An 11,801-nucleotide genomic window follows, 5' to 3' on the forward strand; every position below is an offset into this window, starting at 1 on the left:
TTGAAGCTACAAAAGTAGTCGAATTTTTTAATTAATTAAGGTACCTTAATATATATGTATAAAAAAAAGCCTCTTCAAAAGAGACTTTTTTATTCGATAATCGAAATTTAAATGCTAAGAAGCATGCCTAAAAATAAAATATATTTTAACTTCCTTATCGGCTTATCCCAAGGTTATTTACTTTTAAGCTGTCTTAGTTTAATTCTAAAGTGCTTATTAATTTAATATTATTATTTAGATATTCATATTGATACAAAACCTCATCTCCTACCATTAGCAATTGATTTTCTAAAGGAATTACATCAAAAGTATCTATATTCTTAAAATGATTTAACTGCTTTAAGTCTGCAATATCTGTTTTATCATATACTTTTAATCCTGCAGCACCATCGCAAATGAATAATTTTTCATCTTTTATACCTAATCCATAAGGGCCTTCTAGAGGATATGTTTTTTCCAAAACCGGATTTGCCATATCAGATATATCCACAATGAACAATCCACTTTCCGTTGCTCCGCATTCATTACCCCCTCTTAAAGTAACATAGGCATAGTCGCCATCTACCACCACAGGGTCGCAAGCAGTACCATGTTCAAATTCAGAAACAAAAGTAGGAGTTGCCGGCGTTGTAATATCATAAATATACATACCACGCATACTTCCTAAAAAAAGGTAATTACCTCTATTAAAAATTGTTTCTATATCGAAACCGGCATACACATCTTCTAAATCTTCCGGATTACCTAAATCTTCAATATTAAATACATTTATATTATGACTATCCACCGCATACAAATAATCGTCTACAATTTTAAAACGTGCTAACGAGCTACCTTGACCAACAGAACTTGCATCTGTTTCCATATTAAAAACAACATCTATTTCTCTTCCAAATCTTTCTTCATAGTCTTCTACCAAACGTCTTTCTGTAACCGTCTCCCAACCAATTATCATCTCATTTTCGTAATCTATCTCTCCATACTCGTAGAAATCAGCTGCTGGCCAAACCACATTATCTCTTAATACATTTTCTAAACGATTAATAATTTTAATATTTTGAATGTCCGATATATCTAAAACCATTAAATCTGTAATACTATCTGCATACAAATAATCGTCCTTCACTGAAATATCTACATTTCCAGCAATTTTAATAAATGCTATTTTTTTAGGGGAAGAAGGGTTTGTATTATCTATTACATGCACTCCTTTATATTTATCATTTATAAAAATATAATTTTCATAAGAGTATATTTTTCCAGATTCATCTATTGGCATAGGAGCTATAATATCTACCCCTTCTTTAAACTCCGCTTTTGTAATTTTTAAAGGTTTCGCTACTAAATAATCTGCATATTTACCATCCTCATCTTTTTCGCAAGAAAATAATCCAAAAGAAATAATAATAAGCACTAACACAACTTTTATTTTCATAACCCTATATTTTTAATTGGTTATAAATTAGATGCGTAACTTCGTAATTGGTTGCGAAAAATCTTTTTGTCCTAATAAACAACCTAACCTAGGAACAAAAGGTATTAAGTAACAATTCTCTTTATTATTTCTATGCCAGATTGGATAAATTAAACCCCCATTGACTATCAACCTCCGATTAAAAATTCTGATAAATCCTAGTAAAAATAGCGCTACTATCATTATACTTAACGGCACTCAAATCTCTCAACACTTTTGTTCGCATAGAAAAAGGTGGCATTAAAATATTTACACCACTATTCTTCTTAAGTCGTATTCCCTGTCCTGTAACAATATCAATATTAGCAGTGTATTCTTTTAGAGGAAGATGCTCCGTAAGAATAAGATATTTATATTGCTCTAACTTCTCCAAAAGTTTATTTATCTCTACATTATTTAAATGCTGCATAACTTGCCTAACAATAGCGCAATCTCCTTTTGGTAGAACATCATTGCAAATATCTAAACAATGAAATTCTAAGTTATCCATTTTAAAAAGCCCTTTATTTCTTTCAATCAATGCAGGGACAATATCAACCGCTATATATTTTTGAGTAGAATCTACTAATTGCCTCCCTACATTAAAATCTCCACAACCCAAATCGCATAGAATCAGTTTTTTATCCAACGAATTTAAAAACTCTAAAACTTCCTCTACATATGGGTTTACGATACCTAACGCATGAGAACCCGTTCCTGAATAAAAATCTGTAGAGGCCTCTCCTCCCCACATTTTTTTCTCATAAATTTGGCTCATAACCGCCTTTGTTGGCCATGGTTCTTTTTTGCGTTGTTTACCCATATTTACAAAGGTAAGCTCTTCTATTATTTTTTTTAAGAAATATATTAATAGAACTAACACTTACTATACGAAAGTATTCTAACTAAAAATTTACCAAAATTTTACAACTGTCAATTTGTCATAAATTTGATTTTAGCGTTATCTTTGCTCTTCTTTTAAAACTAAATGAAGCCCAGCAACTCCATGGAGAAAACCATAGACGAATCGATACAAGGAACAACCGTTTCTATTGAAACTAACAATAATACTAGCCGCAAACTTTATTTAGAGAGTTACGGCTGCGCTATGAATTTTGCAGACAGTGAAGTTGTAGCATCCATCTTAACCAAAGAGGGTTTTTGTACTACCCAAAGATTACAGGAAGCCGATTTGGTTCTGGTTAATACTTGTTCTATTAGAGACAAAGCAGAACAAACTGTTCGCAAGCGTTTAGAAAAATTTAATGCCATAAAAAAGAATAGACCACATCTTAAAGTTGGTGTTTTGGGTTGCATGGCAGAAAGACTAAAAAGTAAATTCTTAGAAGAAGAAAAAATTGTGGATATGGTTGTTGGGCCAGATGCCTATAAAGATTTACCCAACCTTATTCAAGAAATAGATGATGGCAAAAACGCTGTAAATGTAATTTTATCTAAAGAAGAAACGTATGGCGATATTGCTCCGGTTCGTTTACACACCAATGGCGTAAATGCTTTTGTCTCTATTACTCGTGGGTGCGATAATATGTGCACTTTCTGTGTAGTTCCTTTCACTAGAGGAAGAGAGCGTAGTAGAGAGCCACAATCCATTCTAGAAGAAGTTAACGATTTATGGAGTAAGGGATATAAAGAAATAACACTTTTAGGACAAAACGTAGACAGTTACCTTTGGTATGGAGGTGGACTAAGAAAAGATTTTGACAATGCCTCTACAATGCAAAAAGCAACTGCCGTAAATTTTGCCAGTTTATTAGCTACCGTAGCAGAAGCCCAACCAAAAATGAGAATTCGGTTTTCTACTTCTAATCCGCAAGACATGACTTTAGAAGTCATTGAAACTATGGCTAAATACAAAAATATATGTAAACACATTCATTTACCAGTGCAAAGCGGAAGTAACCGAATTTTAAAAGCAATGAACCGTTTGCATACCATTGAAGAGTACTTTACTTTAATTGATAATATTCGTAAAATAATTCCAGATTGTTCTATTTCTCAGGATATGATTGCTGGTTTCCCCACAGAAACAGAAGAAGACCACCAAGACACCCTAAAAGCATTAGAATATGTAAAATATGATTTTGGCTATATGTATGCTTATTCCGAAAGACCTGGGACTATGGCTGCAAGAAAATTAGAGGACGATATCCCTAACGATGTAAAACAAAGAAGACTGGCAGAAATTATAGCTCTGCAAAGAGACCATTGCCAATATAGAACCCAAGCACACATTGGAAAAACCGAAGAAGTACTTATTGAAGGAACTTCTAAAAAATCGGAAAGCGAATGGATGGGAAGAAACTCTCAAAGCACTGTTGTTGTTTTTCCAAAAGAAAATTACAAAATAGGAGATTTCGTAAATGTAAAAATTGAAGATTGCACTTCTGCCACTCTAAAAGGAAAAGCAGTAGGTTATTCGGATAATAACTAAATAATTGGCATAAAAAAGTATTCCATGGAAAATATACAAGCCATAAAACAGCGATTTGAAATTATTGGAAACGACCCAAAACTCAATAGAGCATTGGAAAAATCCATACAAGTTGCCCCAACCGACATTTCTGTTTTAGTAACAGGAGAAAGTGGGGTTGGTAAAGAATCTATTCCTAAAATTATACATTCTCTTTCCCATAGAAAACATGCCAAATATATTGCTGTAAACTGTGGAGCCATTCCCGAAGGAACAATAGATAGCGAACTTTTTGGTCATGAGAAAGGGGCTTTTACCGGAGCCACATCTACCCGTAGTGGTTATTTTGAAGTGGCAGATGGCGGAACCATATTTTTAGATGAAGTAGGTGAACTACCCCTTACCACACAAGTACGATTACTACGTGTTTTAGAAAATGGCGAATTTTTAAAAGTAGGATCCTCCCAAGTACAAAAAACCGATGTTCGTATTGTAGCTGCGACAAACGTAAATATGTTTGAAGCTATTAAAAAAGAAAAATTCAGAGAAGATTTATACTACCGCCTTAGTACTGTAGAAATAAACATTCCACCTCTAAGAGACAGAGAAGACGACATTCATTTACTATTTAGAAAATTTGCTTCTGACTTTGGGCAAAAATATAAAATGCCAACGATTAGATTAGATGATAATGCTGTACAATTACTATTAAAATACAGATGGCCAGGAAACATACGCCAACTCCGTAATATTGCCGAGCAAGTTTCTGTATTAGAGGAAAAACGAAATATTTCTATCTCTACATTAAATGGATATCTTCCAAATGCAAATACGAATAATTTACCTGCACTTGTAGATAAGGACAAAAAGGAAAGCGATTTTAGTAATGAACGCGAAATTCTTTATAAGGTTTTGTTTGATATGAAAGGAGACCTTAATGACCTTAAAAAACTTACTATGGAGTTGTTAAAAAATAACGACACCCAAAAGGTCCAAGAAGAAAATGAACATCTTATTCAAAAAATATACGGAAATGAGAAAAGCGCTAATGAAGATATAGAAATTCCTAAAGAAGAAAATACTCCTGTACCCATATTACATTTACCAGAACCGCAAATTCAAAATAATTTTGAAGCATCTATAATAGATGATAAGTATCATTTTGCTGAGGAAATAGAAGAAGAAGAAACCTTATCTTTACAAGAGAAAGAGATTGAACTTATAAAAAAATCTTTAGAACGCAACCGCGGTAAACGTAAGGCAGCAGCAGCAGAATTAGGTATATCAGAGCGCACCCTTTATAGAAAAATTAAACAATACGATTTATAAATTTCTGAAATGAATCTTTTATTAAACAAAAAAAACAAAGTACTTATATTACTTCTTACGCTAAGTTTAAGTAGCTGTGGTATTTATAATTTTACAGGAGGCAATCAAGGTTTAGCAAAAACCTTCCAAGTTAATTATTTTCAAAACTATGCCACACAAAGCCCCGGTTCTACTTTTGAACCTGGAATGGATAGAGATTTTACCTTAGCACTACAAGACCGTATACTCAATCAATCTAGTTTAGATTTGGTAAATACCAACAATGCAGATTTATTATATGAAGGCGAAATAACCGAATATCGTATATCTCCAATGACAGCGACAGCTCAACAAAGTGCCGCTCAAAACCGACTCACTGTTAGAGTAAAATGTAGATTCTATAATAAAACTAAAGAAGATGCCGATTTTGAACAAAACTTCTCTTTCTTTTATGATTTTGGCGCGGATCAACAACTAGCAAGTGTTAAATCTGAAGCCCACGAAGTAATTTTTGAACGTATAACTCAAGATATTTTTAATGCCTCTTTAGCAGATTGGTAATTTCTTATGAATGTAGAAGATTTCACATATCTATTAAAAAACCCGAACAAGGTCGTTAACCCTGTTCAAACTAATCAGCTAGAAGAAATACTTGAAGAATATCCTTATTTTCAAGCAGCAAGAGCATTACATTTAAAAGGATTAAAAAACCTCAATAGCTACAAATACAATAATGCTTTAAAAATTACTGCGGCATATACCACAGATAGAGATGTCCTTTTTAACTTTATAACCAGTAAAGACTTTTTACAAAAATCCAAAGGAGCAAGTACTACATTAAAAAACACTGAAATAGCTGACTTAAACGTCTCTGCCGAAGAAATAAAAGTTCCTATCAAAGAAATTCCTTTAATAGAAGAATCGCAAGACAAACCCTTACCGCAAGACAAGGAAGATGCAAATCAAATTTTAGATCCTGCCCTATTTAAAGCTAAAGAAAAGGATGTATCACTTACCGATTCCAATACAGAAATCTCTGAGGTTTCTAAAAAACCCGAAGACGATTTAGATATTGGTTCCCCTTTACCTTTTAACCAAAAGGAGAAGCACTCTTTTGCAGAATGGTTACAACTTACTTCATTTAAAGAAATAAGCAGAAAGCCAAAGGCTACTGAAAAGGCACCACCAATTAATCACTCTAAAAAGAATAAATTTGACCGAATAGATGAATTTATTGCTAAGAAACCTAAAATAATTCCTCAAAAAGAACTAACAGAAAAGATAGATATTAAAGCCTCGGTAACTCTAGATAAAAATGAATTAATGACCCAAACTCTGGCGAAGGTTTATTTAGAACAAAAAAAGTATAAGAAAGCCATACAGGCTTATAAAATATTAAGTTTGAAATATCCAGAAAAAAGTAGTTTCTTTGCAGACCGAATTCAAGCGGTAGAAAAATTACAACAGGATAATAATAAAGCATAATGAGCACCTTTTCCATTTTTTTGATTCTTATAATCATCGTATGTTTCTTACTAGTATTAGTAATAATGGTACAAAACCCTAAAGGTGGCGGACTATCTTCTTCTTTTGGAGGAGGTAGCCAACAAGTAGTTGGTGGTGTTAAAAAAACTGGAGATTTCCTAGATAAGAGTACCTGGACATTAGGAGCTTTATTAGTGGTTTTAATTTTAGCCTCTAACATTGCCTTAAAAGGTAGTTTTGGTACTTCTGACTCTAAATTATTACAAGGAGATGATATAGAAACTATAGTTCCAGAAGAAGCAACTCCAGTAGAAACTACAACACCTGCACCAGCAACAGAGGATACTACACCGACAGCTGACAAATAAAAAACACACATTACAACATATAAAAATGCCAGCTTTATGACAAGCTGGCATTTTTTTTTTAAATATGGCAGTAAATTGGCAATGGCATAGTTACTGCCTAACATTACCTAGAATTTAATAAACCAAATTAAAAATTTATAAATAATGGCTAAAGTAAACATTCAACCATTAGCAGACAGAGTTCTTATTGAACCAATGGCTGCCGAGACAAAAACTGCTTCTGGAATATACATTCCTGACACAGCAAAAGAAAAACCTCAAAAAGGAAAAGTTGTTGCCGTTGGCCCAGGAACCAAAGATGAAGCTGTAACTGTAAAAGTTGGAGACTCTGTTCTTTATGGAAAATATGCCGGAACGGAGTTAAAATTAGAAGGAACTGATTATTTAATGATGCGCGAAAGCGACATTTTAGCAATTGTATAAATTGCTTTTAGCTATTAGCCTTCTGCTTATAGCTCTAATTAAAACAAATTATAAAACCAAGCCAACAGCGAAAAGCTAGAGGCAAAAAGCACAAACAATGGCAAAAGATATAAAATTTGATATTGAAGCAAGAGACGGCCTTAAGAGAGGTGTTGATGCTTTAGCAAATGCAGTAAAAGTTACCTTAGGACCTAAAGGTAGAAATGTAATCATTAGCAAATCATTTGGAGCTCCTGCAGTTACTAAAGATGGTGTTACTGTTGCAAAAGAAATTGAATTAGCAGATGCGCTAGAGAATATGGGTGCGCAAATGGTAAAAGAAGTAGCTTCTAAGACTAATGATTTAGCTGGTGATGGTACTACAACAGCAACTGTTCTTGCGCAAGCAATTGTAAAAGAAGGTTTAAAAAATGTTGCAGCTGGCGCTAATCCAATGGATTTAAAAAGAGGTATCGACAAAGCTGTTGAAGCTATTGTTGCTGACCTTGCTAAGCAATCTAAAAAAGTAGGCGATTCTTCTGAAAAAATTAAACAAGTTGCTTCTATTTCTGCTAACAATGATGAAACTATTGGAGATTTAATCGCTAAGGCTTTTGGAAAAGTTGGCAAAGAAGGGGTTATTACTGTAGAAGAAGCTAAAGGAACGGAAACGTATGTAGATGTTGTAGAAGGAATGCAATTTGATAGAGGGTACCTTTCTCCGTACTTTGTTACCGATTCTGAAAAAATGATTGCAGATTTAGAGAATCCATACATTTTATTGTTTGATAAAAAAATATCTGCAATGAAAGATTTACTTCCTGTATTAGAGCCTGTTGCTCAATCGGGAAAACCTCTTTTAATTATTGCTGAAGATGTAGATGGTGAAGCTCTTGCTACTTTAGTTGTAAACAAGCTAAGAGGTTCTCTAAAAATTGCTGCAGTTAAAGCTCCTGGTTTTGGAGACAGAAGAAAAGCAATGTTAGAAGATATAGCTATCCTAACTGGAGGGACTGTTATTTCAGAAGAAAGAGGTTTCTCTTTAGACAACACTACGCTAGATATGCTTGGTACTTGTGAAAAAGTAGCTATAGACAAAGACAACACTACTGTTGTTAATGGTGGTGGCGATGCTAAAACTATCAAAACAAGAGTAAACCAAATTAAAGCACAGATAGAAACTACAACTTCGGATTACGACAAAGAAAAATTACAAGAGCGTTTGGCTAAGTTAGCTGGTGGTGTTGCTGTTCTTTATGTTGGTGCTGCTTCTGAAGTAGAAATGAAAGAGAAAAAAGACAGAGTAGATGATGCTTTACATGCAACAAGAGCTGCTGTTGAAGAAGGTATTGTTGCCGGTGGTGGTGTAGCTTTAGTAAGAGCTAAATCTGTTTTACAAAAAATAAAAGCAGAAAATGCAGATGAAGAAACAGGACTGCAAATTGTTGCTAGAGCTATTGAAGCTCCTATAAGAACTATTGTTGCCAATGCTGGTGGTGAGGGTTCTGTAGTAGTTGCTAAAATTTTAGAAGGAAAAGGTGATTTTGGTTATGACGCTAAATCAGAACAATATGTTGAGATGATGAAAGCCGGTATCATTGACCCTAAAAAAGTAACACGTGTTGCTTTAGAAAATGCCGCTTCAGTTTCTGGAATGATTCTTACTACGGAATGTGCATTAACAGATATTAAAGAAGATGCTGCTCCTGCTATGCCTCCTATGGGTGGTGGCGGAATGCCAGGCATGATGTAAATCGACAGTGCCGACAGGCAACTATTCTTTACACAATTACAAAAACCGCCTCTATCACTAGAGGCGGTTTCTTTTTATAAGGAACTAAAAAAAAGCCTAGTTATTATATATTGTTGTCTCATAAAACGCAGGAAAAGAAAACCAAAATCCTTTAAAAGCTGTTGTTGGTTTTAAAAACTCACCTGCTCTGGGTCCTGATATAGCTTCCCCAAAAATACTCCATTCATTCCCTTCATCATCTTTTACGATTACCTCTGTTCCTGAAAAGACATACTCAAACTCTAAGGCCGTTGTATTTGCATCTAACAGAAAAGACACCATAAAATCTGCATTGCCAACGATTAAATATGTCTCACCTTCAAAATTATCTTTAATAACAGCGCCTTGCGAAAAATCACTAAATCTATATGCTTTTGCCTTATCATTATTAATAACAGCATAAACCCTTTCTTTTAAAGGCAATCTAGAATCCTTTTCTACAGGAAAAAGAAAACGATTATTATTGGTATTATAGTCCCCATAAGGCGAGGTACCGTACGTTCTAGAGAAACCAGTATTAGTACTCACTACTTTTGAATTTGGGAATAAGTTTTTCCATACTCCCCAAGTGGTTTCAAATAATGGCAATACACCTACTTTCTCTCCTAGTAATTCTCCATTTACAGATTCATTTAAAATCTGAGACCAGTTACTACTCGTTTCCCTATCAAAAGGAATTAAATTGGTATTATACAATAAACCAGAAACTCCAAAAGTGGTTTCTTTTCCATTAACAATTCTATTCCACCCAATACCTGTTCCTGTTAATGGACAATATGTAACCGCAAGAGATACATCTCCTATATTATCATTAATAATCTCGTGCCAATCTAAAATTATATGCGGATAAGCTCTAACATCTCCTCCATTTTGAAAACCTATAACTAAATCCGAATCTGCCAAAAAATTAACCTCTGATACATTTATAAGATTTGGATTTTCCAAAGCGGGTATACCATCTCTTCCCGGTCCGCCATCTAACACCTCTTCTTTAGGAATAGTCCATACCGAAGACTCTCTATCACCCTCTTTATTAGAATCATTTGTATTTGAGGAACTACATGACCATAGCCCACTTACTATAAGCAATAATAACCATCCTTTTTTCATCATTTAATATTTATAGGGTTCGTATTTTTTTTGTTTATTTTTAAAAGCACTCCGGTGGTTAACCTAAACGTTGGCGTTAATTGAGTGCCCTCCACATAACTATATAAAGGCAATTCTACCTTAGTAACTACACTAAAACTAGAAGTGATCTGGACGCTTATTTCGGGCCTTACAAAAAGCCAATTACCCCCAGTATTAGGTATTTCGGAATCCTCTATTTTATCATTTAATGATTTTCTATATTTAAAAACCAGACCAGGATTAACAATAGTATTAAACCATAAAAATTGGTCCGTATAACCAAGGCTAGCTTGGGCAACATCTCCAAACTCATAAGTAGAGGTGTTATTTAAATAAGAAGAATTTACTCCTGTAAAACGATACGTAACGCTTGCAGAAATAGTTCCTGAAGGCCTTAAAATGCCACTTTTAGCAAAAGACAACCAACCCAATACATCCCAAGCACCACTGCCTGGCTGTAAATCTGAAGTTAATTGAATTCCTTGAGCCGAATTTAAATCGGACTTTCCTAATGGCACCTTTGTTCCCGCGCCAAAGTTGAATAAAGAATTAGCCCCTAAAACATCTTGTATGGTATATTTTAAAAGAATAACTGCATCTCCTATTCCCGATGTTTCTGTAAAATTTTCATTCCCAAATTGCGAAATTGTTCTGGTCTGGTTTACCCAAGTAAATAAACCTTCTACAGAGAGCCTATCCGAAAAACTATAATTCGTATTTAATAAAATAGAATTCGTTATTCGTTGTCTAGAATTGTCATTTAACCTACTAGACCCTGCATTTAAAGTATTAAGATTATTATAATCATAATTAACCCCTAACTGAAAACCCCCTTTACCATTATTAGTTAATCCTAAATTATTAGACAGTGGTACCCCTCCAGAACAACATGTTTGGGAATAAACTTGTTGACTTATTATAAAAAGAAAGGTATAAAGCGATATTTTAAAGTACATAAATTGGCTCGTTACTCCATTTTAGTACTCCAACAAAAAGAAAACCTTACATATTAAAAGAGCAAAGCCTTAAAATTTAACATTTTAAGGCTTTGCTTGCTTTTTTCTCCACTATTTAATGCTGCTCACTATCATCTGAGTTATCTTCTCTGTACTTACAACAAGGATGCACATTATCATAAGCTTCATTCGTGGCTTTTAACTCTTTAGTATCATGCCCCACAGCAATAATGGCTGTTTTTATTTTCATAGGGTCTGTTTTACGCTCATCTACTATTAAAGAAAGTTGATGCGAAGGAATATCCCATTTCGCATACTTAACTCCTTTACAATTTAAAGCTGCCTTTTCAATTCGCATCTTACACATTTCACACTTACCATCTACCTCAAAAGTTAATTTTTTATTCTTCTCTTGGGCGAAAGTCGTTATCGCTGTTAAAGCAAATACAAATGCTACAATTATTTTTTTCATTTT

12 protein-coding genes are annotated in these 11,801 nt (G+C 33.9%); 7 read left to right on the forward strand and 5 right to left on the reverse strand.

The window, feature by feature from the left end:
• Positions 1–193: 193 nt before the first annotated feature.
• Together Q0856_RS06990 and Q0856_RS06995 are read right to left on the reverse strand one after the other, a co-directional pair.
• Complete coding sequence (locus tag Q0856_RS06990; RefSeq protein WP_298503712.1) at positions 194–1,435, reverse strand: hypothetical protein; 1,242 nt, start codon at positions 1,433–1,435, stop codon at positions 194–196.
• A 178-nt stretch (positions 1,436–1,613) separates the two neighbouring features.
• Complete coding sequence (locus Q0856_RS06995) at positions 1,614–2,276, reverse strand: class I SAM-dependent methyltransferase (protein ID WP_298503714.1); 663 nt, start codon at positions 2,274–2,276, stop codon at positions 1,614–1,616.
• Between the two features lie 183 nt (positions 2,277–2,459).
• Between Q0856_RS06995 and miaB the strand changes: the two genes are divergently transcribed.
• The 7 genes from miaB (at position 2,460) to groL (ending at position 9,200) form a co-directional block, all read left to right on the forward strand.
• The gene (miaB, locus tag Q0856_RS07000) at positions 2,460–3,905 is read left to right on the forward strand and encodes a tRNA (N6-isopentenyl adenosine(37)-C2)-methylthiotransferase MiaB (RefSeq protein WP_298504035.1); all 1,446 of its coding nucleotides are present in this window, start codon (positions 2,460–2,462) and stop codon (positions 3,903–3,905) included.
• A gap of 24 nt (positions 3,906–3,929) precedes the next feature.
• A complete protein-coding gene (locus Q0856_RS07005; RefSeq protein ID WP_298503715.1) occupies positions 3,930–5,213 on the forward strand; it encodes a sigma-54 dependent transcriptional regulator in 1,284 nt (427 codons plus the stop codon).
• 9 nt (positions 5,214–5,222) lie between these two features.
• Positions 5,223–5,753, forward strand: coding sequence for an LptE family protein (locus Q0856_RS07010; protein ID WP_298503717.1), 531 nt, complete (start codon positions 5,223–5,225; stop codon positions 5,751–5,753).
• Between the two features lie 6 nt (positions 5,754–5,759).
• Positions 5,760–6,677: a hypothetical protein gene (locus Q0856_RS07015; RefSeq protein WP_298478005.1), complete on the forward strand. Its 918-nt coding sequence runs from the start codon at positions 5,760–5,762 to the stop codon at positions 6,675–6,677.
• A complete protein-coding gene (gene secG / locus Q0856_RS07020) occupies positions 6,677–7,045 on the forward strand; it encodes a preprotein translocase subunit SecG (RefSeq protein WP_298478002.1) in 369 nt (122 codons plus the stop codon). The genes Q0856_RS07015 and secG overlap by 1 nt, the downstream gene beginning before the upstream one ends.
• A 144-nt stretch (positions 7,046–7,189) precedes the next feature.
• Positions 7,190–7,468, forward strand: a complete 279-nt coding sequence (locus Q0856_RS07025; protein ID WP_298477999.1) for a co-chaperone GroES — start codon at positions 7,190–7,192, stop codon at positions 7,466–7,468.
• 97 nt (positions 7,469–7,565) lie between these two features.
• Entirely contained in the window at positions 7,566–9,200 is a 1,635-nt protein-coding gene (groL, locus tag Q0856_RS07030; RefSeq protein WP_298477996.1) for a chaperonin GroEL, read from the forward strand.
• Positions 9,201–9,296: 96 nt separating this feature from the next.
• On the opposite strand, the gene Q0856_RS07035 is transcribed toward groL, so the two are convergent.
• From Q0856_RS07035 to Q0856_RS07045, 3 genes are all read right to left on the reverse strand, one after another.
• Entirely contained in the window at positions 9,297–10,352 is a 1,056-nt protein-coding gene (locus Q0856_RS07035) for a DUF3179 domain-containing protein (protein WP_298503719.1), read from the reverse strand.
• Positions 10,349–11,326: a hypothetical protein gene (locus Q0856_RS07040; RefSeq protein ID WP_298503721.1), complete on the reverse strand. Its 978-nt coding sequence runs from the start codon at positions 11,324–11,326 to the stop codon at positions 10,349–10,351. Before Q0856_RS07040 ends, Q0856_RS07035 begins: the two co-directional genes overlap by 4 nt.
• 115 nt (positions 11,327–11,441) lie before the next feature.
• Positions 11,442–11,798 (reverse strand): heavy-metal-associated domain-containing protein, encoded by a 357-nt coding sequence (locus tag Q0856_RS07045; RefSeq protein ID WP_298503723.1) that lies wholly within the window; start codon positions 11,796–11,798, stop codon positions 11,442–11,444.
• Positions 11,799–11,801 lie beyond the last annotated feature (3 nt).

This window comes from uncultured Maribacter sp. (assembly GCF_947496775.1).
Lineage (GTDB): Bacteria > Bacteroidota > Bacteroidia > Flavobacteriales > Flavobacteriaceae > Maribacter_B.

Bases quoted from the DNA above. Each gene is read 5' to 3' on its own strand.
- secG (WP_298478002.1), top strand. From the start codon at position 6,677: ATGAGCACCTTTTCCATTTTTTTGATTCTTATAATCATCGTATGTTTC.
- Q0856_RS07005 (WP_298503715.1), top strand. From the start codon at position 3,930: ATGGAAAATATACAAGCCATAAAACAGCGATTTGAAATTATTGGAAAC.
- Q0856_RS07040 (WP_298503721.1), bottom strand. From the start codon at position 11,326: ATGTACTTTAAAATATCGCTTTATACCTTTCTTTTTATAATAAGTCAA.
- miaB (WP_298504035.1), top strand. From the start codon at position 2,460: ATGGAGAAAACCATAGACGAATCGATACAAGGAACAACCGTTTCTATT.
- Q0856_RS07045 (WP_298503723.1), bottom strand. From the start codon at position 11,798: ATGAAAAAAATAATTGTAGCATTTGTATTTGCTTTAACAGCGATAACG.
- Q0856_RS07025 (WP_298477999.1), top strand. From the start codon at position 7,190: ATGGCTAAAGTAAACATTCAACCATTAGCAGACAGAGTTCTTATTGAA.
- Q0856_RS07010 (WP_298503717.1), top strand. From the start codon at position 5,223: ATGAATCTTTTATTAAACAAAAAAAACAAAGTACTTATATTACTTCTT.
- Q0856_RS07035 (WP_298503719.1), bottom strand. From the start codon at position 10,352: ATGATGAAAAAAGGATGGTTATTATTGCTTATAGTAAGTGGGCTATGG.
- Q0856_RS07015 (WP_298478005.1), top strand. From the start codon at position 5,760: ATGAATGTAGAAGATTTCACATATCTATTAAAAAACCCGAACAAGGTC.
- Q0856_RS06995 (WP_298503714.1), bottom strand. From the start codon at position 2,276: ATGGGTAAACAACGCAAAAAAGAACCATGGCCAACAAAGGCGGTTATG.
- groL (WP_298477996.1), top strand. From the start codon at position 7,566: ATGGCAAAAGATATAAAATTTGATATTGAAGCAAGAGACGGCCTTAAG.
- Q0856_RS06990 (WP_298503712.1), bottom strand. From the start codon at position 1,435: ATGAAAATAAAAGTTGTGTTAGTGCTTATTATTATTTCTTTTGGATTA.